We start from the raw sequence: 24,748 nt of genomic DNA, 5'->3' as shown, positions 1-24,748 counted from the left end.
GAAAAACACAGGCTCTCCATCCGGGGAGCCTGCCTTCCTTCGACATTACGGAACCTCATGCCCGATACGATTGAAGTCACCAGACTCGATAACGGCCTGACCATCATCACCGAACGGATGGACCGCGTTGAAACCGTGTCTTTCGGAGCTTACGTCTCCATCGGCACACGCGACGAGACCGCCGCCAATAACGGTGTCTCCCACTTCCTCGAACATATGGCCTTCAAGGGCACCGAGCGTCGGTCCGCCGCGCAGATCGCAGAAGACATCGAGAATGTGGGCGGCTACATCAACGCCTACACGGCCCGCGAAACCACTGCCTATTACGTCAAGCTGCTCAAGAACGATCTGGCTCTGGGCGTGGACATCATCGGCGACATCCTGACCCACAGCACGTTCCTCGATGCCGAAATCGAGCGCGAACGCGGCGTGATCCTTCAGGAAATCGGTCAGGCCAACGACACCCCCGACGACATTATTTTCGACCAGTTTCAGGAACGCGCCTTCCCCGAACAGCCCATGGGCCGCCCCACACTGGGCTCGGAAGACCTCGTGTCGAGCATGACGCGCGACACGCTCATGTCTTACATGCGCGAGCACTACACGACCCACAACATCACGATCGCTGCTGCCGGAAACCTGCAGCATCAGGACGTTGTGGACTTGGTGAAGGAGCATTTCCGCGACCTCCCATCCCATCAGACGCCCCGCCCCCGCGCCGCGGCCTATGAGGGCGGCGAACTCCGCACGACGCGAGAACTGGATCAGGCCCATCTCGTCATGGGCTTCCCCTCGGTCAGCTACCTGCACCCCGACCATTACGCGGTCATGATCCTCTCGACCCTGCTTGGCGGCGGTATGTCTTCTCGCCTGTTTCAGGAAATCCGCGAGCGCCGCGGGCTGGTTTACAGCGTCTATTCCTTCGCCTCCCCTTTCAGCGACAGCGGCCTGTTCGGCCTCTATGCTGGCACGGGCGAGGATCAGGCTGCCGAACTCGTCCCCGTCATGATCGACGAACTCAAGCGCCTTCAGGACGGCCTGAGCGAAGCGGAACTCTCCCGCGCCCGCGCCCAGCTCAAATCCTCGCTTCTGATGTCGCTGGAAAGCACCGGCAGCCGCTGCGAACAGCTTGCCCGCCAGATCCAGGTCCATAACCGCCCGGTTCCGACTTCCGAGACCGTTGCGAAAATCGACGCTGTAACAGAAGCCGACATCCTGCGCGTCGCCCGCACCATTTTTTCCGGCACGCCGACCTTCACCGCGATCGGCCCCGTCGGCACCATGCCCTCTCTGGAGGACATCACAGCAAGGCTTGCCGCATGACCATGACGCCCGTCGAAGCCCTCCTCGCCGCCGCTCGCCGCCACGGCGCAGATCACGCGGATGCCATTTTCATCCGTGACGAATCTGAATCCGCGCTCATCCGCAAAGGCGTTCCCGAAGGCATCGAGCGCTCCGAAAGCGTCGCGCTCGGGCTGCGCGTCTTTCGCGGCAAACGGGCTGCCACGGTTTCGACAAGCGTTCTGAACGAGGCTGAATTCGACCGTCTGGCCGAACAGGCCTGCGCCATGGCTCTCGTCATCCCCGAAGACCAGTATGCCGGACTGGCCGAATCCGCCCTTCAGGGCCGTTTCGATGCCGCCGGACTGGATCTGGAATGCAGTTCCTCGCCCAGCATGGACGACCTCCTCGTCCGCGCCCGTGAAGCCGAGGACACTGCATTGTCTTTTGAGGGCATCACCAACACCAACGGCGCCTCCGCCGGGCACGGCCGGACCTCGGTCGCACTCGGTACTTCGGCAGGGTTCTTCGGCGCTTATAGCCGCACGGCTCATTCCACCAGCGCCAGCGTTCTTGTTGGCGAAGGGGCAACGATGCAGCGCGACTATGCCTATCGCAGTGCCGTACATCTGGAAGACCTCGAACGCCCGACCGTCATCGGCCGTGAAGCCGCCGAACGGGCACTGGCGCGCCTCAATCCCGGCCGTCCTCGTACCGGCACTTACAGTGTCATCTACGACCCGCGCGTCTCGGCATCGCTGCTCGGCCATCTGGTCGGTGCCATCAACGGCGCGGCCATTGCACGCGGAACGTCCTTCCTCAAAGACAGCCTCGGAAAGCAGATCCTCTCCGCAGGCCTGACCGTCCATGATGATCCGCGCCGCATCCGGGGGGCAGCGTCCCGTCCGTTCGATGCCGAAGGCTGTGCCGCCCTGCCGCTGGACCTGATCGCAGATGGCGTTCTCCAGACATGGTTGCTCGATTCCCGCAGCGGTCGCCAGCTCAACATGCCTACAAACGGTCGTGCCAGCCGTGGGGTCGCCTCTCCGCCTTCCCCAAGTGTGACAAATCTTCATCTCGCAGCCGGAACCCTTTCTTCCGACGCCCTGCGTTCCGATATCAGTGAAGGAATCCTGATCACCGAACTCATGGGCTCATCGGTCAACATGCTGACCGGCGATTACAGCCGTGGGGCTTCGGGTTTCATGATCCGCAACGGCGAGATTGCCGAACCCGTCGCCGAACTCACGGTTGCGGGCAATCTGAAAGACATGTTTGCCCGCATGGTTCCGGGCAGTGACCTGATCTTCCGGCAAAGCGTGAATGCGCCCAGCATCCGGATCGACGGCATGAACATTGCAGGACTTTGATGCGTAATTTTCGACTTCTCCCCATCGCCTTCGCGGTCTTCTGCCTTCTTGGAACGGCAGATGCGCGTCCGGGCGGCGGCAGCTCCATCGGAAGCCGCGGCTCCCACACCTGGAGCGCCCCGCCGCGCACGTCCATCACGCCCGGCTGGGCGCGCCCGATGGACCAGTCCGCAACCCCGCGTCCCTCGCCCAATTACGGCGGCGCACCCGGCTATGCCGCTCCGGCCCGTCCGATGCCGGGTTACGGTGCTCCGGCCTACAGACCGTCCTATCCGGTCCGGCATCCGTTCCTGAGCGGCTTTGCGGGCGGCTTTCTGGGCGCGGGGTTTTTCGGTCTCCTCAGCGGTCACGGCATGATGGGCGGCATGACAGGCGGAACGTCGTTCTTCGGCTTCCTGTTTCAGGTCCTGATCATCGGCGGCCTGATTGCTTTTGTGCTGCGTTTGTTCGGCAATCGCCGTCAGAACCAGATGAGCGCCAGTTCCACAGGAATGCCCGCAGGGGCCTCGCCTTTCGGCAATAACGGCGGCAGCACACCCGTGACGCTCACGAATGACGACTATACGAGCTTCCAGAGGCTTCTGCTCGACATTCAGGCGGCCTGGAGCGCACAGAACATGCGCGCGCTTGCCAGCATGGCCACTCCGGAAATGACGGGCTATTTCAACGCACAGCTTTCCGAACTCGCCAGCCGTGGCGCACGGAACATCGTGTCCAACGTCCAGTTCCAGCGCGGTGACCTCTCCGAAGCCTGGCGTGAAGGCAATCTGACCTACGCCACCGTTGCCATGCGTTACGCCATGACGGATGTTACGACGGACTCCATGGGCAATGTCATTGACGGCAGTTCCACCGAACCCATGACCGTAACGGAGCTCTGGACCTTCGTCCGGGCCGATGGTCGCGGCAACTGGATCCTGTCCGCCATCCAGCAGGCAGGCTGAAAAGCGCCTCAAACGAAAAAGGCCTGGGCATAACCCTGGGCCTTGTTTTATTGCCTGAACGCTTCTTAAAGCCGTGTCAGCGTAATCACATAAAAAATTACGGCCAGCAGCACCACGCCGCTGACAATCCCCGTAATCCGGCTGAGCCGGCGCTTGCGGGCAAGATCAATATCCGTCGTCATGGTCATCCGATCAGAACCCGGTCAACAAGAAGCCCGCAGAACAGCAGGAACAGATAAGCCAGCGAGTATCGGAATGCGAAGCGCGCGGGCTTGTCCTTTGTCAGACTCACACCCGCTGCATCCTGTTTGTCCATCAGCACGCGAAACGCGCAGAGAATGAAGCCCAGATCCAGCAGGCTGGTCACGATCGTATAGGTCAGCCCGACTTCATGAACGAACGCCGGCACCAGCGATACTGCGGTGAGAATGAACGTGTAGATCAGGATCTGCCAGCGCGTATGACGCGCGCCTTTCACGACCGGCAGCATTGGAATGCCAGCCTTGTCGTAATCCTTGCAGGCATAAAGCGACAGCGACCAGAAATGCGGCGGCGTCCACAGGAACACGATCGCAAACATCGCGACTGGCAGAACTGCCATGGAATTCATGCTCGCAGCCCAGCCGATCATCGGCGGGAATGCACCTGCTGCCCCACCGATTACGATATTCTGCGGCGTGCTACGCTTGAGCCACATCGTATAAATGACGCTGTAGAAAAAGATCGAAAACGCCAGAATACCGGCTGCCAACGCGTTCGTCGCGAGCCAGAGCACAACGACAGACAGAACCGACAGGACGACGCCATAAACCAGCGCCGCCTGTTCCGGCATCCGCCCGTCCGGGATAGGCCGCACGACCGTCCGCTTCATGATCGCGTCGATGTCGCGGTCGTACCACATGTTGATGGCGCCTGCGGCCCCTGCCCCGATGCAAATGCACAGGATGGTAATCAGTCCGATCGGAATGGACGGCCAACGCGGCGCCACGGCCATACCCGCGGCCCCGGTAAACACCACCAGAGAAATCACACGCGGTTTAAGAAGTGCCAGCCACTCGCGCAGGGACGGATCATTATCCTTCCCCGGAACGGAAAAAACCCCCGAAGGGGCCAGAGGTGTTGTCGTATCGCTCATACCGAGACCCGGGCACGCCCGGTCTCCCTCAGCAGGAACAGCCCCACCAGCCCAAAGGCCAGGAGACTGAGCCCCATCAGAACCTCACCATAAATCATCACGCCCGGCACGATTGAACAAAACGCGCCCACAAGCATAAGACCCGCATGACCTCGGCTGAGCAGCGTAGGCACCCGACCGGGGAGAAGCCTCTCAACCCAGGCATAGAACCCGCCGCACAACGCCATGATCCCGCCAAATGCCACGGCCGTATGATCGCCCGAATGGCCCGGCAGACCATCAGACAGCCAGCCCGCCGCAAACAGAAGAATGCTGCCGATCGCCCAGAGCGCAGCGCCATCCAGATCGCGCTTCTGCTGCCACACATCCCGACACAGCGCCCCGATCAGCACCACTGACGGTACGATCTGCGTCACCAGAACAAGACTGGCCCCTACCTCGGATGCCAAAGACCCATACAGCCCGTCCATCCAGAACAGCGGGCCACCAATCCCCATTACACCGAACACATAAGGCGCAACGGTCCAAGACGCTCCGCCACGGGCAGAACGTGACAGAAGGGCTGACGTAACCAGCCCGAGCGCGGGAGTCAGCATCAGTGCCATTTCGGGCAGATGAAGTGTCTCGATCAGGGCGTCGGTGGTCAGTCCGTCCATCATGCCGCGCGTTACAACAGCCGCCAGAACCGGTGCCACCAGAACGACACTGCATGCCGTTGCGAGAAGCGACCACGCCAAGGGGGCCATGTCCCTGAAGCGGCAGGTCCGTCCTTCGAGGCAGGTTGTAATCACGTCAGTCGCCACGGCCAGAATACCAGCAGACCAGAGCAGCATGGCGACGAACGGCAGGAGGGGCAGAAGAACCACACCCGCCGAGAGAAAACCGAAACCCGCCAGCGTCAGTCCGCGAAGTACCGTTCGGTCAGTCCCGAGTGCTCCCGGGAGAAGCCACTGTCCAAACCCGCCCAGCGCCGCAGGACACATGACGAAAAACGTCATGAGAATACCGTGGCAGAAGGCCTGTCCGCTTGTGGGATGTGTCTGGAGAATTGGCAGGGCCAGCGACCCACCCAGCAGGCCCGCAAACAGGGCCAGCAGAATGAAGGATGTTCCGACTCGGCGGCTTGAGCGGTCCGAGCCAGTATCCGGAGCAGTATCGACGGCCTGATAAGTCATGATCGCGTAGTCGGTCCCTGAACTTAGGAATACCGCAGCGAGCGTCGGAATACTCGGCGCCGACACACATGCGGAACCAAACGCCGATCAGGCGACCAGGGCTGCTGCGTCGCTTTTACTCTCGCATTGCGGCAATGTCACGAGTGTAAACAGCCCCGCTGGTGGAACCGGCGTCAGCGTGGCACGACGCAGGTCTTCGGGCGGCAGAAGCGACTCAATGGCGAAATCCGGATGCCAGCCCAGCGACCGCGACGCCCGGGCCATGCCACGCTCCACCGACAGACGCACCCCACCTGTTGCCAGAAAATGGTTCACGAAAAGAATGTGCCCACCTGGCTTCACGACGCGCTTGAGTTCGGCCAGCAGCCGGTCAGGGTGCGGGACAACGGAGGCCACGAACATCGCCACCGCAATATCGAAGCTGTCATCTTCGAACGTTGTGGCTTCCGCATCCATTTCCAGCAGATCGTCCACATTCGTCAGATGCTCCTGAAGCACCCGCATCCGTGCACGCTCAAGCATGTCTTCGGAAAGATCGATTCCCGTGATGCGTTTGCTCTGGGAGTAGGACGGCAGGGCCAGCCCCGTTCCGACACCGACTTCCAGAACCCTCTCGCCTGGCAGAGCATTGACCGCAGCCACTGCTCTCTTGCGCCCGTAACCCGAAATACCGCCAAAAACAGTATCATAAACACGGGCCCAACGACGATAAGCCGTCTTGACGGCTTCCGCGTCCAGTGCCGAACGCGGGGAAAGGGTTGAGGACATCGTAATATGCGACCTTCTTTGTCCGCCCGGCCTTCGCAGACCAGAGCTATCCGGAACATGTTCAATTCGCACCTTCTTGCCCTCCCCGATAGGCATCTGGCAAGACACGCAGTGTGCATGCCCCTTCAAACCCATGCCATGAACAAGACCAGGGAGGACAAACGTGCTGATCTATTTCCTTGTGGCGTTCACTTGCGTGGCCTGGGGCAGCATCTTTTTCATGTATTTCCGCAAACATCTTGAGGAGTGGTTCGGCAACCGTTTCGGCCGGGACCAGCCCCCCAAGGTGAAAGAACTTCCGCCGGAGGAACCGCGGACGTCCTTCGCTCACAGGCTTCCTTCAGAGGACGGACAGCCCTGACCGGCAGCCCGTCCCCGACAGACTTCACGCCAGAACGCGTCTCTCAATCGCATCCCAGATCAGCCCCGCACTGTTGATGCCATCAAAGCGGTCCAGTTCCTGCAAACCGGTTGGGGACGTGACGTTGATTTCCGTCAGCCAGTTCCCGATCACGTCGATTCCTGTAAAAATCAGCCCATGGTCGCGCAGATATGGCCCGATCGACTCACAGATTTCCCGATCACGCGCCGTCAGTTCCACACTCATGGCCCGGCCGCCGACATGCATGTTCGAGCGCGCCTCTCCCGTTGCCGGAACCCGGTTGATCGCACCGATCGGCTCGCCATCCACCAGAATGATACGCTTGTCCCCCTGACGCACGGCCGGCTCGTAACGCTGGATCATGAGCGGTTCACGCGAACGTGCGAAATGCATCTCCAGTAGCGCGCCCAGATTTTCATCATCCGGCTTGATCCGGAAAATCCCGGCCCCACCGTTACCGAACAACGGCTTGACGATCAGGTCGTGATATTTTTCGCGGAACGCCAGAATCTCGCGCGTATCCCATGTCACGAGGGTCGGGGGCATCAGATGCGGAAAATGAGTCACCAGCAGCTTTTCCGGCGCGTTCCGCACTGCCACCGGATCGTTCACCACAAGCGAGCGTCCCTCGCCCACACCATGCACGTGCTCGAGCATATGCGTGGCCGTAATGTAACCCATGTCGAACGGCGGATCCTGACGCATCAGGATCACATCCGTCTGCCCCAGATCCAGAACCTGCTCTTCGCCAAACGTGGCATGATTGCCACGCTCGCGCCGCACTTCAACCGGCCGTGCCAGCGCCTGAACACGCCCGCCCCGTCCCTGTCCTTCGACAAGGCTCAGCGTCGTCACCGGATAGACCCACAGTTCATAGCCGCGCGCCTGAGCCTCAAGCATCATCGCAAACGTGGAGTCGCCATCAATATTGACGGACTCCAGAGGGTCCATCTGAACAGCAACGCGAAGAGAACGGGACATCAGGAAACTCCGGTCCGGGGAAATGGGAGTGGAACAGTCTGTGTAAACGCAGGTCGTACTTTTTCAAAGCCACCCCCCCTGCCGCGCGTTCATACGTCAGGCCGCTACCGCCACGGGATAGGCGATCTTCAGGATTTCGATCTCGACCGGCCCGCGCGGCGTCTGCAACATCGCAACATCCCCTACGCGCGTCCGCATCAGTGCCCGCGCCACCGGCGAGACCAGACTGACCTCGCCACGCGCCAGATCGGACTCGTCCACACCGAGGATCGTCACCGTGTGCTCGACGTCATCTTCGTCCACATAGGTCACGGTCGCACCGAAAAATACACGATCCCGCGTCGTCTGGGCCGCAGGATCGACAATCACCGCGTTTTCCAGCCGCTTGCCCAAAAACCGCATCCGCCGGTCGATTTCCCGCAGCCTGCGCTTGCCATACTGATAATCGGCGTTCTCCGAACGATCGCCATTACTGGCTGCCCAAGACACGATTTCCACAATGCGTGGCCGTTCCTTTTGCGCCAATTCCTTCAGTTCAGCCCGCATGACAGCCGCCCCTTTCGGCGACAGGTAATGCGACAGCGGCGTTTTCTCAGCCATCTCAGCGACCTCCCCGGCCGCGTTTCTTCTTGGCCGGATCATACCCACCCCCGCCCGGTCCCAGAGGAACAGGCGTCTTCGGAGCCTTTCGGGCACCCGGACGTCCGGCGGTCGAGTTCGCAATCGGTGGCGGCTCCAGCCCCATATCAATCGCCTCAAGCCGCTTGACCTCATCACGCAGTCGGGCGGCCTGTTCGAAGTCCAGATTGGCCGCAGCCTCGCGCATCCGCTTTTCCAGATCCTGAATCGTGGCAGGCAACGACTTGCCGACGAACTGTTCCGTATCGCCAGAGCCATCTGGCGCCACGGTCACATAATCCTGCTCGAACACCGACGACAGCGCATCGCCGATCTTCGACCGCACCGTCATCGGCGTAATTCCGTGCGCCTCGTTCCATTCCGTCTGCTTGGCCCGACGCCGCGCCGTTTCTTCGATCGCGTATTTCAGGCTGTCCGTCATCTTGTCCGCATACAGCAGGACACGCCCGTCGACGTTACGGGCCGCACGGCCGATCGTCTGGATCAGCGAGGTCTTGGACCGGAGGAATCCTTCCTTGTCCGCATCGAGAATGGCCACGACCGAACATTCCGGAATATCCAGCCCCTCTCGCAGCAGGTTGATCCCCACCAGTACATCGAAGGCCCCGAGACGCAGATCCCGAATGATCTCAATCCGCTCCAGCGTATCCACATCCGAGTGCAGATACCGGACCTTGACGCCCGCCTCGCCCAGATAATCCGTCAGATCCTCGGCCATCCGCTTGGTCAACGTCGTCACCAGCACACGCCCGCCCTTACTGATCGCGTCCCGACATTCATGCAGCAGGTCATCGACCTGCCCTTCGACAGGCCGCACATCCGTCACCGGATCGATCAGACCCGTCGGACGGATGATTTGCTCGGCAAACACACCGCCCGTTTGTTCCATTTCCCACGGCCCCGGCGTCGCGGAGACGAAAATCGACTGCGGTCGGAATGCGTTCCATTCCCCGAACGCCAGCGGACGGTTGTCGATGCAGGATGGCAGGCGAAACCCGTAATCCGACAGCACGCTTTTCCGTGCCCTGTCCCCACGCTCCATGCCACCAATCTGCGGCACCGTGACATGACTTTCATCCACGATCAGGAGCGCATCTTCCGGCAGATATTCGAACAATGTCGGCGGTGGATCGCCCGGACCACGCCCGGACAGATAGCGCGAGTAGTTCTCGATCCCCTTGCACGCACCCGTCGTCTCGATCATTTCCAGATCGAACGTGGTGCGCTGCGACAGACGCTCCGCCTCCAGCAGCTTTCCGTCCTCGGTGAACTGCTCAAGGCGTCCGCGAAGTTCGTTCTTGATCCCGATCATCGCCTGATTGAGTGTTGGACGCGGCGTCACGTAATGCGAGTTCGCATAGACGCTGATTTCCGCCAGATCCGCCGTCTTGTTTCCCGTCAGCGGGTCGAACTCCACGATCTGATCGATCTCGTCGCCAAAAAGCGACACGCGCCAGGCCCGGTCCTCGTTCTGCACCGGAAAGATGTCGATCTGCTCACCCCGCACCCGGAACGTCCCGCGCTCGAATGCTGCATCGTTGCGCCGGTACTGTAATTCCACCAGCGCTTTGATCAGCCGTTCGCGATCGATGGAGCCACCGACCTCAAGTCGCACGACCATCTTCGAATACGTCTCGACCGACCCGATACCGTAGATACAGGACACAGACGCCACAATTATGACGTCATTGCGCTCCAGCAGCGCCTGCGTGGCCGCATGGCGCATCCGGTCGATCTGTTCGTTGATCTGGCTGTCTTTCTCGATATACGTATCCGACCGCGGCACATACGCCTCTGGTTGGTAGTAATCGTAGTACGACACGAAATACTCGACCGCATTGTCCGGAAAGAACTGCTTCATCTCCCCATAAAGCTGCGCTGCCAGCGTCTTGTTGGGGGCCAGAATGAGAGTCGGCTTCTGCGTCGCTTCAATGACTTTCGCCATGCTGAACGTCTTGCCCGAACCGGTCACACCCAGCAGGACCTGATCCCGTTCGCCGTCTTCGACGCCCTTCACAAGCTCCGAAATCGCCGTCGGCTGATCGCCCGCCGGATCGTAATCCGACTTAACGACGAGCCTGCGCGTTTTGGGTTTGACGGGCTGTCTCTCAGGAAGAAACTGCGTTAGGGGCATGGATGCGGCATTGCGAATGGAAGAGGTCGGTTTTTTGGCCATCATCGCAAGATGGGAAACCGCGCGACACAGGGCAAGAGGCATCTGCACAGAGGCCTCTCCGGACAACATTTCGCCCGCATATCTTTATGACATTTTATTGCTGAAAGGGATGGAGAGACTCGCCGTCCGACGCTATCAACACCCATGTCTCTTTGAAGGAAAAACCGTCATGGACGTCCAAACGATCGAACAGACCTACATCCAGCTCCAGCAGCAGGCCCAGCAAACCGCGCAGGCGCTTCAGGCTCTTGGCTCCAAGATGCAGGCTTCTGTCCAGAGCGGCGACATGCAGGCCCGGGAATGGTCTCTCGACCTGCGTGAACTCGCCCTTGCCTTTCAGGCGGAACAGCAGCAGGTCACGAATCTTCTGCAGCAGCTTCACGCAGCCCTGTCCAACGCGCAGCCCGATGACGGCACATCAACGACCTATCAAGCCCCGACGCAGCAGATCCCCGTCCAACCGGTTCAGGCCCTGCCCGACAACAATTTCATTTCCGATATCCTCAATTCCGGCTTTGCCCGCTCGGTCGAAGCTGGCGCAGGGTTCAGCATTGGCAACGACCTTATCAAGGAAATCTTCTGATTTTCCGTACATTCTGACACGCTCTATTGCGCAAAGTCATGATCAGGCCCGACTTACCAACGGGCCAGCCTCTAGCAATCTCTAAAACGAAAAGCTTTTTACCGACCGATCCAACATATAATGAATGAAAAATATCCAACAAGATAATAATATAAATTTTCAGTTGCATTATTTGATAATTATATTCCGAATTGTTTTTTATTTATAAAATTCTCTCCAGAATCTTCGTCGCAACAATTCGTTTCATATGTGATGTATTTGCCAGCCCGACTGGAATTATGACTTATTGTTTAATAAACATATTGCAGTGTTTCAATTCGATGACATAGCGTGAATTCCAGAATTTTTATGAACAGGAACTGGAACCCGCTCGTGCAGTCAGCCTTGGGACGATATCTTTTATCCGGTGTCGCATTGATCGGCCTTCTGGTCAGCCCGACCCGGGCCGCCAGCACTACGCACAAAACACATCCGCATCATGCAAACCACGCCAGGACCACGACGCCTGCACACCGCGCACTCCCGACGCATAAACATGCAACAGTGGCATCCGGCACTGAAGACATGACGGTTCATGCACAGCGCAGAGGCTCGCATAGTGCGGTGGAAGTCGTCACACGAGAAACAATGGATCATTTCGTCGCCGGCACAAGCCCGATGCAGATCCTTGCTCTGACGACACCTGGCGCAAACTTTGCCTCCGATGACGCCTTCGGACTCGATACAGTCGCCAATACCCTTTATGTCCGCGGCTTCAATCAGACCCAGCTCGGTGTCTCGCTCGACGGAATCCCGATGGGTGGGCAGGGCTTCCACAACTGGAACGGCCTCGGTGTCGACCAGATGGAAATTCAGGAAAACATCACCAGCCTGACCATGTCTCAGGGCGCAGGCGCACTGGACACGCCATCAGCCCAGACGCTTGGAGGCGCCATTACCTTTACTTCTGCAGACCCTTCCGACAAGGCAGGCGGCCAGATCAGTCAGCTTTTCGGCAGTTATAACGGCTTCAGAACTTTCGGGCGTGTGGATAGTGGCAAGCTGAATTCCAGCGGCACCAAATTTTACGCTGCCTATGCCCGAACCGATCAGGATCTCTGGAAAGGCTATGGCGATCAGCAGGAACAGCAGGCCAATTTCAAACTGGTCCAGCCCGTTGGCGATCGTGGTAAAATCACGGCAGTTTTCGACTATTCAAACTTTGAACAGTACAACTATCTCAGCCTGACCAAGAACATGTGGCAGAAGATGGGGCGCAATACGACCTATCTGAAACCCAATTATGCTCTTGCCAAAGAATACGCCTATTATGCCCAGAATGGCGGCGTCCCGGCTGGTCTTGAAGGGGTTCTGTCCAACGATGAAATTGGCGATTACGCTTACGACGGCACCCAGACCCAGCGGAACTATCTCTCCGCCATCACGGGTGAGTTCCAGCTGTTCCCCAACGTCACATCCAAGACAATCGCTTACGCCCACGTCTCGAACGGCGATTACAGCGCCACGAACCCGTTCCTGACCTCCCCGACCTCACAGGTTCCCATGGCGATGGAAACCGGCCATCCCGACGTTCGACGTCTCGGTTTTGTCCAGAATTTTGATATCCATGCCGGTCATAACAACGATATCAAAACCGGCATCTGGTACGAAAACGACCGCTTTAACTACCCGATGATGATGTATGAAGACGGCGTCGATACACCGCATTCCTCCATCTCCAACTTCAAGAACGGAACAACCTGGTGGGCAGACTCCTTTAACACCAATACATTTCAGTTCTATTTGCAGGATACATACCACATCATCCCGGGCATGACCGTTGAGGCAGGCTTCCGCTCCCTGCTGCAAACGACGCATGGCGGAACCAGCGTCGACAACACAAGCACGCTGTCCTCATGGGGCGTCTATTACAGCCATCCTGCTTCCGGTAATCTGACGGCAGCGAATGCGTTCCTTCCGCATTTCAACTTCGACTATCATTTCCTGAATCAGCACGAAGTCTATTTCGATATTGCTGAAAATATGCGCGCTTATGATTACTCCGCCCAGAGTTCCAGCGGATCGCCCTGGTCCGGTCTTGGAAGCGCAGCCAACCCCGCACAGACCGTCTTTGACGAGAACAAGAAATCCCTGCGCCCGGAGCGGACCTGGAACTATGTGGTCGGCTACCGTTTCAACTCCCACTTCTTCTCCGGAAGTGCCGATTTCTACCACACCGATTATTATAACCGTCTTGCCGCTATCACCAGCGGATCAACCGGCAACACCTACAGCGCATTCATGAATGTGGGTCGTGAAACCATGAATGGCGCAGACGTCGCAGGTACGTTCCGCCCGCTGCCCGGTCTGGCCATCACCAACAGCTTCAGCTGGAACGATGCCACCTACGAAGACACGCATCTGCCGTATAATGGCGGTTACGTCAGCATCAAGGGCAAGCAGCAGGTCTACTACCCGAAGTTCATGTATAAGGCTGACGTGAGCTACACATGGCATCGCGCAACCTTCAACTTCAACACGACATACACCAGCGCGCGTCAGATGACCTACACCAACGACGAGCAAATCCCCGCTTACTGGACATCAAACCTCAATGTTGCCTACGATTTCGGCAAGGTCGGCTTTGCCCAGAACCTGAAGACGTCCTTTGGCATCACCAATCTCTATAATCAGAACTATATCGGCGGCGTGTACGGCGCAGCCTCGGTTGCTGGCGATGACAACGCAAACCTGTTTGTCGCAGCACCGCGCGAATTCTTCGGAACGATTGCAGCCCAGTTCTGAACCGTTATCAGCACTCCAGAAACAAAAAGGGCGCTTCCTGCAAAGGAAGCGCCCTTTTTGTTGGCTGAACCCCTTAAAGTGAAGACAGTGCCGGGGGCACCTTCGCTTTTTCCAGAGCTTCTTTCTGACGCGCGGCCAGAACATTCACATCGAAGCCCTCAATCAGTTCCTCAAACATATTGTGCCAGTTCAACCGCGCCTCCAGACGCAGGAACGCGCTGCCCAGCCCGATCGCGGACCGGTCCATCAGTACGAACTCGCGCGGCAGCTTCACACCGCCCGTGCGCTTGAGACCGTCATAGACTTTCTCCAGAACCTGACGTGCTTCTGCCGGATCGTTACTTTCCTGCATGGAGCAGACGCGGTCTGTCATGAGCGGACGGTAGAAGAACCGCGCCCATTCATTCAGAATAGCCGCCGTTTCACGCGAAATGCCGACGAAGCCCCACTTGCTGTAGGCATGGAACGCGAGCTCCTCGTTGTTCTCACGCAGCGCCGTGAACAGGTCGATGATCCCTTCCACAAAGCGCGGCGAGAAAATCCGAACAGCCCCGAAATCCAACAGGTTCAGACCGTAATCGTCCCGCACGGTGAAATTACCCATATGCGGGTCACCGTGAATGACACCGTAGCGATACACCGGCGTATACCAGGCCTTGAACAGCGCTGTCGCCATCGCATTGCGATCCTCAAGCGGCAGGTTCTCGCCCAGAACGGTCCGCATGCTGCGCCCGCTCACCCAGTCCATCGTCAGCAGCCGCCCTGTGGACAGTTCCTCGACCGGCGCTGGAACCGTGACCTCGGGCGTTTCCGAGAGCATGTCCCGATAGAGCCGCAGATGGCTCGCTTCCCGCCGGTAATCCAGTTCTTCGCGCAGTCGGTCCGCAAGTTCGGTGTAAACCTCGTCCTGACGGATCGTCGTCTCGAACTGCTTGTAAATACCCAGCGCGGCCCGGAACTGCCGCAGATCCGAATCCACAGCCGCCTGCATGTCCGGATACTGCAACTTACACGCTACCTCGCGCCCATCGACCAGACGCGCCCGGTGCACCTGCCCGAGCGACGCCGCTGCCACGGCTTCGTGGCTGAAGGAGCGGAAATGCTTTTCCCAACCCGCCCCAAGCTCTGCCTGCATGCGACGGCGCACGAAGCTCCAGCCCATCGGCGGCGCGTTGGACTGCAAATGCGCCAGTTCTTCCGCATATTCGTCCGGAAGCGCGCCGGGAATGGTGGAGAGAAGCTGGGCCGCCTTCATCAGCGGCCCTTTGAGGTTTCCCAACGCCGACTTCAGGCCCTCTGCATGAACGCCCTTGTCTGTCTTGAAGCCCAGACGGTTACCCGCCATCCGCGCTGCAATACCGCCGACCGCGCCGGAAGTCCGCGCCATGCGACGCAGTTCCCCCATAAGGCCGGTGTTGTCGAGATCCCTCGCCATGATGCTCCTCAGTCCTCCTGCTCGAGCTGATCGATCAGCCCCGAGATCACATCCAGTCCTTTACGCCAGAAACCCGGATCTGTCGCATCAAGTCCGAACGGCGCGAGCAGGTCCTTGTGCCGCAGCGTTCCGCCGGCTTCGAGCATGGTGCGATATTTCGCAGCAAAACCCTCGGGTTTTTCCTGATAAACGCCATACAGCGCATTCACCAGACAATCCCCGAAAGCATACGCATAAACATAGAACGGGGAATGCACGAAATGCGGAATGTAAGACCAGTACAGGTCATAATCTGGTGTGAAGTGGAACACGGGCCCCAGACTCCGGACCTGAACCTCCCGCCAGATTTCTCCCAGACGCTCCGGCGAAAGCTCACCCTTCGCCCGCTCGTCATGGACCTTCACTTCAAACTGATAGAACGCGATCTGCCGGACAACCGTGTTCAGCATATCCTCGACCTTCGCTGCCAGCATATGACGACGACGCTTCGGATCGCTTTCGGCATCCAGCAGGGACTGGAACGTCAGCATTTCGCCAAACACCGATGCCGTCTCGGCCAGCGTCAGAGGCGTATCCGCATTCAGATAGCCTTGTTTTTTCCCGGCCAGCGTCTGATGCACGCCATGCCCCAGTTCATGCGCCAGCGTCATGACGTCCCGCGGCTGCCCGCGATAATTCATCAGAATATACGGATGCACGGACGGGACGCAGGAATGGGAGAACGCCCCCGAAGACTTCCCCGGCACTGGTGCAGCATCAATCCACGGATTGGTCAGGAAGTTCTGGACGATCTCACCCAGAGCCGGATCGAACCCGGCATAGGCCGTCCGCACGATCTCTTTGCCCTGCTCCCAGTCGATCGGACGCGCCTCCACACCTGGCAGCGGGGCATTGCGGTCCCAGTGCTCCAGCTTTTCCAGCCCGAGCCACTTCGCCTTGAGCGCATAATACCGGTGCGCCAGACGCGGATAAGCCTCGTCCACCGCGCCCACCAGCGCATCGACAACCTCGTCCTCGACCATGTTCGCCAGATTGCGCGAACTCGTCGGGCGCGGATAGCCGCGCAGTTTGTCCCCGATCGCCTTGTCCTTGGCGAGGGTATTGGTAATCATCGTCAGCAGACGCGAATTCTCGCCCAGAACCGCACTGATCTGCTGCGCCGCAGCCTCGCGCTTCGCACGATCCGCATTCGTCAGCAGGTTGAACGCCTCGCCCAGCGGCTTTTCCTCGCCGTCGATCGTGACGCTCAGCGTCGCCATCGTTTCGTCGAACAGCCGGTTCCAGGCATTGCGCCCCGTCACTGACTTGTCCATCAGCACCTGCTCGGCCTCGTCGGAGAGCTGATAGGGCCGGTACATCCGCAGATCCCGCAGATACGCATCCCATTTACGCATTTCCGGTGCTTCACAGATCCGCGCCAGATCCGCATCCGCGATCCGATTCAGTTCCAACGTGAAGAACATCAGATCGGAGGCCACCTCCGTCATCCGCTCCTGCACACCCTGCGCAAACCGCCCCCAGACCGGATCAGTCGTATGCGCCGCAAAACCAAGGCTGGAGAACGACCCGATCTTCCCGAGACCTTCTTCAATCGCTTCATATTCAGCGAAGGCCGCTGCGAGTTCCGCCCCGCTCAGACTGCCCAGACGCCCTTTATAAGTCTCGCAGAAACGGTGTGCCTCTCCTGCCCAGCGATCGAAATCCGTCGCCAGAACCGGATCTTCCGGGGAAGCATAGAGATCGAACAGGTCCCAGCGGGGCGGCATCTGCTCCCCGGAGGACGAATTGGGCGTGCCGTCAGCGGCAGAAAAGAGCATGGTCATAACCTGACCTTAGAGCCACAATCCCAGCCGTCAAACGGGATGTTGATGACAAATCTGTAGTATAAAATCGCCTCTCGGAGCCTAATGGAGCCACACTCCGGGATCTTCCGCCATTTCATGAAAAAATACCCCCCCCCAGGCATCAATTGCTCTGACATCCTTTGAAAATCTGCAGCAGCGAATCGCAGGCCCCGATCTGCTGCGCTCGATCGCCATCCTTGATGTCCTGATCTGCCACGACGGAAGCCTGTTTCTGGACTGGTGGCACCGCGTGCTTCCGTTCCATCTGGTGATCCTCGGCTTTTATGGCGTGATGCTGTTCTTCGTTCTCAGTGGCTTTCTGATCGGCACGATCATGCTGGATCTGCTGGAACGCGGAACCTCCCTCAAAGGCTGGGGAATTTTTCTCGTCCGCCGATGGATGCGCACCCTCCCAGCCTACTATGTCTGGCTGTTCGCACTGCTGATCCCGCTCGCCCGTTTCGGCCCCTACGGCGTGACATGGGACGAAGCCCGACGCGTCCTGCCCTGGTTCCTGACCCTGACGCAAAATCTCGGCTGGCCCATGGTTTCGAACTGGTATGGTGTTACATGGTCGCTTTGCGTGGAGGAATGGTTCTACATCACCTTCCCCGCCCTGCTACTCATGCTTCTTGCCTGCCGGATCAGACCCGCTCGGGCGTTCGGACTCACACTTGCGGCTTTCTTCATCGTTCCGGTCTGCTGGCGCCTGTCGCTGCCCACAGACCTCAACTGGGAGGAAGCCGTCAGCAAAATCGTATCCTGCCGCCTTGACTCCATCGCGTGGGGCGTCGCCGCCGCGTGCCTGAACCGATATTCGGAAAGCATCCCCCGCCTGTACAGACCACTGGCCATTCTTGGCGCAGTGATCGTCCTCACGACATGGCTGGGAGATCTTTTGCCCATCCCGCTCTGGCCGCCACGCTTTAGCCCCATCTTTTCATTTGATACTGTAGGCTTCGGTTATGCGCTCTGCATGCCTGCAATGATGCGCCTGCGAACCCTACCGCCTGTGATCGGCCCGGCGGTCCGCAGCCTCAGCACCCATAGTTACGGGCTTTATCTGTGTCATCTCCCGCTGGTGATGATGGCCGGAGACCTTCACATCCGCTACGGCCTCAGCCGCCGAAACGCCGTACTTCTCACGATCCTCACCACGATCGCCGGCGCAATCCTGTCATGGCGCCTCGTGGAGCGCCCCTGCCTGAAACTCCGTCCCAGGCAGGGATAACGTGCTTCAAGCCGAAAGCTGCGACAGGTCTTCCTGCACGTAGCCAATGATCCGCGCATAATCGCGCGGCACGACATGCCAGAAGCGCTCCATCGTCCGCTCCCAGCAATGCAGCAGATCTTCGGCATAGGTGCTGCCCGTCTCCGCCACATGCCGCTCCACAAGGGTGCGCAGTTCCTGATCCCAGCGGCTGCCAGCCTGAACGCGGCTCCACATCACCGTATCGGGGTTGATCTGCGCCTCGAACCGTCCCTTCACATCCAGCACATAGGCCATGCCACCCGTGAAACCGGCGCCGAAATTATCGCCCGTCTCCCCAAGGATTACGACCGTCCCGCCGGTCATGTATTCACAGCCATTCGAACCACAGCCCTCGACCACGGCCGTCGCACCGGAATTCCGCACCGCAAAGCGCTCACCCGCCTGACCGGCTGCAAACAGCGTGCCTGCCGTGGCGCCGTACAGAACGGTATTGCCGATGATCGCGCTCTGTTCGGAGGCCCACTGCGCGGCCGGTGACTTGCGGACAACGATCGTCGCGCCTGACAGGCCCTTGCCGACATAGTCGTTGGCATCGCCCTCGACCTCGATCTTGAGCCCCTGCACACCGAACGCGCCCAGAGACTGCCCGGCAGACCCGCGCAACGACAGCGTGAGCTGGCCTTCCGGAAGCTCCTTCATGCCGAACTTGCGCGTAATCAGCCCCGAAACCCGCGTGCCGATCGCACGATGGGTATTCTGCACCGTGTAATGCAGGTGCAGCTTCTCCCGACGTTCGAACAGCGCCGTCGCATCAGGGATGATCTGCCCGTCCAGCGTCTCCGGTACTTCGTTACGCCCTTCACGGGTGCAGTAACGCGCATGCTCGCCCGGATCGGCCTGAACCAGCAGGGAGTTCAGATCCAGATCGTCCAGATAATCCGCACCACGCGACACCTGACGCAGCATGTCCGTCCGCCCGATCACTTCTTCAAGCGACCGCACGCCGAGATCTGCGAGAATATGCCGGATGTCTTCCGCAATCAGCGTGAACAGGTTGATGACCTTCTCCGGCGATCCCCCGAACTTCTCCCGCAGTTTCTCGTCCTGCACACACACGCCCACCGGGCAGGTGTTGGAATGGCACTGACGCACCATGATGCAGCCCATCGCGACCAATGCTGCCGTGCCGATACCAAATTCTTCGGCACCCAGCATCGCCGCCATGACAACATCGCGGCCCGTCTTGATGCCGCCATCCGTCCGCAGCACCAGACGATGACGCAGCCGGTTCAGCATCAGCACCTGATGCGCTTCGGACAGCCCCATTTCCCACGGCAGGCCTGCATAATGGATCGAAGACTGCGGGCTGGCACCCGTCCCGCCCGAATGGCCGGAAATCAGAATCGCATCTGCCTTGGCCTTCGCCACACCGGCCGCAATCGTACCAATACCCGTCCGCGCCACCAGTTTGACCGTCACGGTCGCCGTCGGGTTGATCTGCTTGAGATCGTAAATGAGCTGCGCCAGATCCTCGATCGAATAGATGTCGTGATGCGGCGGCGGCGAAATCAGTGTGACGCCCGGCGTCGCATGACGCAGCCGCCCGATCAGCTCCGTGACCTTAAAGCCCGGAAGCTGTCCACCCTCGCCAGGCTTCGCACCCTGCGCCATCTTGATTTCGATCTCGCGGCAGTCATTCAGATACTGCGCGGTCACACCAAAACGCCCGGATGCCACCTGCTTGATGGCCGAAGACGCATTGTCTCCGTTCGGACGCGGCTTTGAGCGCTCGGCATCCTCACCACCCTCGCCGGAATCGGATTTCGCGCCGATCCGGTTCATGGCAATCGCCAGTGTCTCATGCGCCTCGGGGCTGAGGGCGCCCAGCGAAATTCCTGGTGCCACCAGACGACGCCGGATCTGCGTGATGCTCTCCACCTCATCCACCGGAACCGGCGCATGAAGCGGTTTGAAATCCAGCAGATCACGCAGCGCCACCGGTGGCATCTGACGCACCGCATCCGCATAACGCCGGTACAGCGTGAAACTGTTCGCCGTCACTGCGCTCTGGAGCATGTGTACAAGCTGCCCCGAGAACGCATGCGTCTCACCCTGACGCCGCAGCTTGTAACGCCCACCCACGGGGAGCGCTTCGACCTTTCGGTTCCATGCGGCCGTATGTGCGCCAAGAATGTTGCGCGCAATGCCCGGCAGACCGATCCCCGAAATCCGCGACGGCATACCGGGGAAGAACTCCGCCACCAGCGCGCGGGACAGTCCGATCGCCTCGAAATTATACCCTCCACGATAGGCCGAAATGATCGAAATGCCCGACTTGGACATGATCTTGAGCAGACCCTTGTCCACAGCCTTGCGATACCGCTCCATCGCCTCACGCAGCGACATCTTGCCGAACAGACCACGCCGCAGCCGGTCCGCCACACAATGCTGCGCCAGAGCCGGGTTCACCGTCGTCGCACCCACCCCAATCGTGACGGCAATCGCATGAACATCAATCGCGCCAGACGTCCGCACGTTCAGCGACGTGAACGTCCGCAGCGAATTGCGCACCAGATGGATATGCACGGCCGCCGTGGCGAGGATCATCGGAATGGCAACCCGTGTTGCGTCCGTGTTGTCGTCCGTTAGGAACAGATGCGTGCATCCACCGCGAACATGATCCTCCGCCTGCACGCGGATGGACGCAATCGCCGCCCGCAGACCTTCCTCGCCCTCTTCAGCCGGGAAGGTGCAGTCGATCACGCCCGCATTCTCGCCGCAGACCTTCCGCAATTCGTCGAACTCACCGATCGTCAGGACAGGGCTCGGAAGCTGCAATAGGTCGCACTGCTCCGGCGCCTGATCGAGAATATTCCCCAGATTGCCAAGCCGCGTAATCAGGCTCATCACCCGCGTCTCACGCAGGGAATCAATCGGCGGATTCGTGACCTGACTGAACCCCTGACGGAAATAATGCGCCAGCCCACGATAGATCTGCGACAACACCTGAAGGGGCGTATCGTCGCCCATGGAGCCCAGAGCCTCGGCAGCGGTTTCCACCATCGGATGCAGGATCGTCTCCAGCTCCTCATGCGTCAGACTGACCGCCACCTGATGCCGCCGCAGCACATCCGGGTCCAGCGCCTCGGGTTCAACCACATCCCGCACAATCGGCTCGATATCGCGAATGCGCTTCACCCAGCCCTGAAAATCCTGACGCGAGGCCAGCATTTCCAGTAGTTCTTCAGACTGGTAAAGTCGCCCTTCCTTCAGATCGAGCGCCAGCGTCTGCCCCGGGCCAAGCCGCCCGCGGCTTTTAACGCGTGCATCCGGTACCCGGACCATCCCGGTCTCGGAGCCCACAATGAGGAGCCCGTCCTGCGTGATGCTGTAGCGCAGCGGTCGTAGCCCGGCGCGATCCAGACCCGCCACAACCCAGCGCCCGTCCGTCGCACACAAAGCCGCCGGGCCATCCCACGGTTCGATCACGGCATTGCAATACCGGAACAGTGCGCGCGCCGCGTCGGACATTGCCGAGTTCGCACCGCCAGAGGCCGGTACCAGCATCGTCTTCGCCATCGGCGCATCCCGCCCGGCGAAGGTCAGCAGTTCGAACACATTGTCTAGAACCGCCGTATCCGAACCGGCAGCCTGCACCACAGGCTTCAGATCCGCCATGTACGGGTCCAGATCCGGATGGGCGAGCCGCGTCTCATGCGAGCGCATCCAGTTCGTATTGCCCGAAATCGTGTTGATCTCGCCGTTATGCGCCACTTTGCGGAAAGGCTGGGCCAGCTTCCAGGTCGGAAACGTGTTGGTCGAATAGCGCTGATGGTAGATCGCAAACCGCGAGACGAACCGCTCATCCAGCAGATCCGGATAAAAATCCGTCAGGTTCTCCGCAAGGAACATGCCCTTGTAGATCACCGAACGGCAGGACATCGAGCACACATACAGATCAACCTGCTGCGCCGTCGCCTGCTTCTCGATCCGCCGACGCAACACATACAGGTCGCGCTCGAACTCGTCCTCGGACCGGCCGAGGCGGTTGCGGATCATGATCTGTTCGATTTCCGGCCGCGTCTGGTTGGCCTTCTCGCCAATGCACGCCGTATCGATCGGCACCTGACGCCAGCCATAGATCCCGTAACCGAAGTTCAGGATCTCCGTCTCAATGATCTGACGGCCCCGCTCCTGCGAGCCTAAATCGGTCTTGGGCAGGAACACCATGCCCACTGCGATGCGACCGTCAATCGTATCGTCGCTGGAACTGTTATGGATCGCCTCGGCAAAGAAATCCTGAGGGATCTCAACATGGATGCCCGCGCCATCGCCGGTCTTGCCATCGGCATCGACCGCACCGCGATGCCAGATATTGCCCAACGCCTCGATGCTCGCCAGCACCACGCTGCGCGACGGCTTGCCATCCAGCGACGCGACCAGACCCACACCGCAGGAATCGCGCTCCTGGGACGGGTCATACAGCCCCTTCAGGCGTTCGACGTTCTCAGCATACTCGCGGATGAAATCGTTATTGTGTGTCATTCCGCGGCCTCCAGAGAACCGGTTACTGTTTCAGTCAGATGATGATGGATCGCATCGGCCGCATCCCGGCCATCCTTGATCGCCCAAACGACAAGGCTCGCTCCGCGCACGATGTCTCCACCGGCGAACACGCCCGGCAGGCTCGTCTCAAAGCCACCCGGCGGCACCGTCAGCGTGCCCCAGCGCGTCACGGCCAGATCGGGGGTCGCGAACTGCCCCGGCAGATCCTCGGGATCGAAGCCCAGAGCCTTGATGACCAGATCGCCCTCGATCACGTCATGCTGCCCCGTGCCTTCAATGGAACGACGCCCCGACGCATCCGGAGACCCCAGACGCATCTTCAGAACCCGCACGCCCGACACGCTGCCATCGCCCAGAAACGCTTCCGGCGACCCCAGCCACTCGAACTGCGCGCCCTCTTCCTCGGCATTGTAAACTTCCTGCCGCGATCCCGGCATATTCGCCCGGTCCCGACGATAAACGCACGTCACACGCTCGGCACCCTGACGGATCGACGTGCGCACGCAGTCCATGGCCGTGTCGCCACCGCCAATCACCACGACCCGACGCCCCTTCGCATGAAGCGCTGCATCCTCGCCCGGATCGTCGTCATAGCCCCGACGGTTGGACGCCGTCAGGAAGTCGATCGCATCGACGACGCCCTCAAGCCCAGCTCCCGGCACCTTCACATCGCGCGAGCGGTACACGCCCGTTGCAAGAAACACCGCATCATGCCGCGCCCGCAGGTCCTCAAGCGCCGCCTCGCCTTCGCCCGAGCCAACTGGCGTGGAGAGATGGAACACAATCCCCTGCTCTTCCAGCAGCGCATGACGCCGCGCCACCACATGCTTTTCCAGCTTGAAGCTCGGAATGCCGTAGGTCAGCAGCCCGCCCACACGGTCCTGACGCTCATAGACATGAACTTCATAACCCTGCGCCCGCAGCCGCTCCGCACAGGCCAGCCCCGCCGGGCCGGAGCCCACGATCCCGACACTGCGCCCAAGCTCCCGGTCCGGGAGAGCGGGCTTCACCCAGCCCTGCTCGAACGCATTTTCGGTAATGAAGCGCTCGACCGCGCCAATGGTAACGCTCTCGAAGCCCTTGTTGATGACGCAGTTGCCTTCGCACAGCCGGTCCTGCGGACAGATGCGCCCGCAGATCTCTGGAAACGTATTTGTCGCGGACGACATCTCATACGCTTCCTCAAGCCGGTCTTCCGCCGTCAGCTTCAGCCAGTCGGGAATGTTGTTCCCCAGAGGACAATGCACGGAGCAGAACGGAATCCCGCACTGCGAACACCGCGACGCCTGTTCTTCCGCCCGGCTGCGCGCGAACCCACGGTAAATCTCCCCGAAATCCTGACGGCGTTCGGCCGCGTCGCGCTTCTCGGGAAGCACCTGGGGGTGGGTGACGAACTGCAACATCCGTTCGGCCATGCGTCGTGTCTCCTGCAAACATGCGAGTGAGAATGCAGCTATTCCGTCACTTTATTC

The 24,748-nt window shown here is 59.9% G+C and carries 17 protein-coding genes; 7 read left to right on the top strand and 10 right to left on the bottom strand.

Annotated features, from left to right (window positions below; genetic code table 11):
- The first annotated feature begins 57 nt into the window (after positions 1–57).
- From JK208_RS02050 to JK208_RS02040, 3 genes are read left to right on the top strand one after another with little or no spacing between them, the layout of a single operon-like run.
- Positions 58–1,323: a pitrilysin family protein gene (locus tag JK208_RS02050; RefSeq protein WP_211574140.1), complete on the top strand. Its 1,266-nt coding sequence runs from the start codon at positions 58–60 to the stop codon at positions 1,321–1,323.
- Entirely contained in the window at positions 1,320–2,651 is a 1,332-nt protein-coding gene (locus JK208_RS02045) for a TldD/PmbA family protein (RefSeq protein ID WP_211574139.1), read from the top strand. Before JK208_RS02050 ends, JK208_RS02045 begins: the two co-directional genes overlap by 4 nt.
- On the top strand, positions 2,651–3,595 hold the full coding sequence (locus tag JK208_RS02040; protein WP_211574138.1) for a TIM44-like domain-containing protein: 945 nt from the start codon (positions 2,651–2,653) through the stop codon (positions 3,593–3,595). The genes JK208_RS02045 and JK208_RS02040 overlap by 1 nt, the downstream gene beginning before the upstream one ends.
- A gap of 184 nt (positions 3,596–3,779) precedes the next feature.
- Here the strand turns inward: JK208_RS02040 and JK208_RS02035 are convergent, their stop codons facing one another.
- The 3 genes from JK208_RS02035 to JK208_RS02025 all read right to left on the bottom strand — a co-directional run bounded on the left by JK208_RS02035 (position 3,780) and on the right by JK208_RS02025 (position 6,673).
- On the bottom strand, positions 3,780–4,730 hold the full coding sequence (locus tag JK208_RS02035) for a heme o synthase (RefSeq protein WP_211574137.1): 951 nt from the start codon (positions 4,728–4,730) through the stop codon (positions 3,780–3,782).
- A complete protein-coding gene (locus tag JK208_RS02030) occupies positions 4,727–5,905 on the bottom strand; it encodes a cbb3-type cytochrome c oxidase subunit I (RefSeq protein ID WP_211574136.1) in 1,179 nt (392 codons plus the stop codon). Before JK208_RS02030 ends, JK208_RS02035 begins: the two co-directional genes overlap by 4 nt.
- Before the next feature lie 87 nt (positions 5,906–5,992).
- A complete protein-coding gene (locus tag JK208_RS02025; protein WP_211563105.1) occupies positions 5,993–6,673 on the bottom strand; it encodes a class I SAM-dependent methyltransferase in 681 nt (226 codons plus the stop codon).
- A 163-nt stretch (positions 6,674–6,836) separates the two neighbouring features.
- On the opposite strand from JK208_RS02025, the gene JK208_RS02020 reads away from it, so the two are divergent.
- A complete protein-coding gene (locus JK208_RS02020) occupies positions 6,837–7,034 on the top strand; it encodes a hypothetical protein (RefSeq protein ID WP_194266553.1) in 198 nt (65 codons plus the stop codon).
- Between the two features lie 24 nt (positions 7,035–7,058).
- On the opposite strand, the gene gshB is transcribed toward JK208_RS02020, so the two are convergent.
- From gshB to uvrB, 3 genes are all read right to left on the bottom strand, one after another.
- Entirely contained in the window at positions 7,059–8,036 is a 978-nt protein-coding gene (gene gshB, locus JK208_RS02015) for a glutathione synthase (RefSeq protein ID WP_211574135.1), read from the bottom strand.
- A 96-nt stretch (positions 8,037–8,132) separates the two neighbouring features.
- Entirely contained in the window at positions 8,133–8,636 is a 504-nt protein-coding gene (greB, locus tag JK208_RS02010; protein ID WP_194266555.1) for a transcription elongation factor GreB, read from the bottom strand.
- A gap of 1 nt (position 8,637) precedes the next feature.
- Entirely contained in the window at positions 8,638–10,851 is a 2,214-nt protein-coding gene (uvrB, locus tag JK208_RS02005) for an excinuclease ABC subunit UvrB (protein ID WP_283092406.1), read from the bottom strand.
- 169 nt (positions 10,852–11,020) lie between these two features.
- Here uvrB and JK208_RS02000 point away from each other — a divergent pair, with 169 nt between their 5' ends.
- Entirely contained in the window at positions 11,021–11,434 is a 414-nt protein-coding gene (locus JK208_RS02000) for a hypothetical protein (protein ID WP_211574134.1), read from the top strand.
- A gap of 564 nt (positions 11,435–11,998) precedes the next feature.
- Positions 11,999–14,218, top strand: coding sequence for a TonB-dependent receptor domain-containing protein (locus JK208_RS01995; RefSeq protein WP_228125371.1), 2,220 nt, complete (start codon positions 11,999–12,001; stop codon positions 14,216–14,218).
- A gap of 73 nt (positions 14,219–14,291) precedes the next feature.
- Here the strand turns inward: JK208_RS01995 and JK208_RS01990 are convergent, their stop codons facing one another.
- A complete protein-coding gene (locus JK208_RS01990; protein WP_211574133.1) occupies positions 14,292–15,653 on the bottom strand; it encodes an AarF/ABC1/UbiB kinase family protein in 1,362 nt (453 codons plus the stop codon).
- Positions 15,654–15,661: 8 nt separating this feature from the next.
- Positions 15,662–17,470, bottom strand: coding sequence for a M3 family oligoendopeptidase (locus JK208_RS01985; protein ID WP_211574327.1), 1,809 nt, complete (start codon positions 17,468–17,470; stop codon positions 15,662–15,664).
- A gap of 151 nt (positions 17,471–17,621) precedes the next feature.
- On the opposite strand from JK208_RS01985, the gene JK208_RS01980 reads away from it, so the two are divergent.
- The gene (locus JK208_RS01980) at positions 17,622–18,728 is read left to right on the top strand and encodes an acyltransferase (RefSeq protein WP_211574326.1); all 1,107 of its coding nucleotides are present in this window, start codon (positions 17,622–17,624) and stop codon (positions 18,726–18,728) included.
- A 6-nt stretch (positions 18,729–18,734) separates the two neighbouring features.
- Here JK208_RS01980 and gltB read toward each other — a convergent pair whose 3' ends face one another.
- Positions 18,735–23,255, bottom strand: coding sequence for a glutamate synthase large subunit (gltB, locus tag JK208_RS01975; protein ID WP_211574132.1), 4,521 nt, complete (start codon positions 23,253–23,255; stop codon positions 18,735–18,737).
- Positions 23,252–24,691 (bottom strand): NAD(P)-dependent oxidoreductase, encoded by a 1,440-nt coding sequence (locus JK208_RS01970; protein ID WP_211574131.1) that lies wholly within the window; start codon positions 24,689–24,691, stop codon positions 23,252–23,254. The genes gltB and JK208_RS01970 overlap by 4 nt, the downstream gene beginning before the upstream one ends.
- Between the last annotated feature and the right edge of the window lie 57 nt (positions 24,692–24,748).

It is taken from the genome of Gluconobacter sp. Dm-74, assembly GCF_018256135.1.
Classification (GTDB): domain Bacteria; phylum Pseudomonadota; class Alphaproteobacteria; order Acetobacterales; family Acetobacteraceae; genus Gluconobacter; species Gluconobacter cadivus.
The sequence above is the reverse complement of the archived record's forward strand: the minus strand, read 5'-3'. Positions and strand labels throughout refer to the sequence as shown.

Coding starts and splice junctions, on each gene's coding strand:
- JK208_RS02050 (WP_211574140.1), top strand. CDS start 58: ATGCCCGATACGATTGAAGTCACCAGACTCGATAACGGCCTGACCATC.
- JK208_RS02045 (WP_211574139.1), top strand. CDS start 1,320: ATGACCATGACGCCCGTCGAAGCCCTCCTCGCCGCCGCTCGCCGCCAC.
- JK208_RS02040 (WP_211574138.1), top strand. CDS start 2,651: ATGCGTAATTTTCGACTTCTCCCCATCGCCTTCGCGGTCTTCTGCCTT.
- JK208_RS02035 (WP_211574137.1), bottom strand. CDS start 4,730: ATGAGCGATACGACAACACCTCTGGCCCCTTCGGGGGTTTTTTCCGTT.
- JK208_RS02030 (WP_211574136.1), bottom strand. CDS start 5,905: ATGACTTATCAGGCCGTCGATACTGCTCCGGATACTGGCTCGGACCGC.
- JK208_RS02025 (WP_211563105.1), bottom strand. CDS start 6,673: ATGTCCTCAACCCTTTCCCCGCGTTCGGCACTGGACGCGGAAGCCGTC.
- gshB (WP_211574135.1), bottom strand. CDS start 8,036: ATGTCCCGTTCTCTTCGCGTTGCTGTTCAGATGGACCCTCTGGAGTCC.
- greB (WP_194266555.1), bottom strand. CDS start 8,636: ATGGCTGAGAAAACGCCGCTGTCGCATTACCTGTCGCCGAAAGGGGCG.
- uvrB (WP_283092406.1), bottom strand. CDS start 10,851: ATGGCCAAAAAACCGACCTCTTCCATTCGCAATGCCGCATCCATGCCC.
- JK208_RS02000 (WP_211574134.1), top strand. CDS start 11,021: ATGGACGTCCAAACGATCGAACAGACCTACATCCAGCTCCAGCAGCAG.
- JK208_RS01995 (WP_228125371.1), top strand. CDS start 11,999: ATGACGGTTCATGCACAGCGCAGAGGCTCGCATAGTGCGGTGGAAGTC.
- JK208_RS01990 (WP_211574133.1), bottom strand. CDS start 15,653: ATGGCGAGGGATCTCGACAACACCGGCCTTATGGGGGAACTGCGTCGC.
- JK208_RS01985 (WP_211574327.1), bottom strand. CDS start 17,470: ATGCTCTTTTCTGCCGCTGACGGCACGCCCAATTCGTCCTCCGGGGAG.
- gltB (WP_211574132.1), bottom strand. CDS start 23,255: ATGACACACAATAACGATTTCATCCGCGAGTATGCTGAGAACGTCGAA.
- JK208_RS01970 (WP_211574131.1), bottom strand. CDS start 24,691: ATGGCCGAACGGATGTTGCAGTTCGTCACCCACCCCCAGGTGCTTCCC.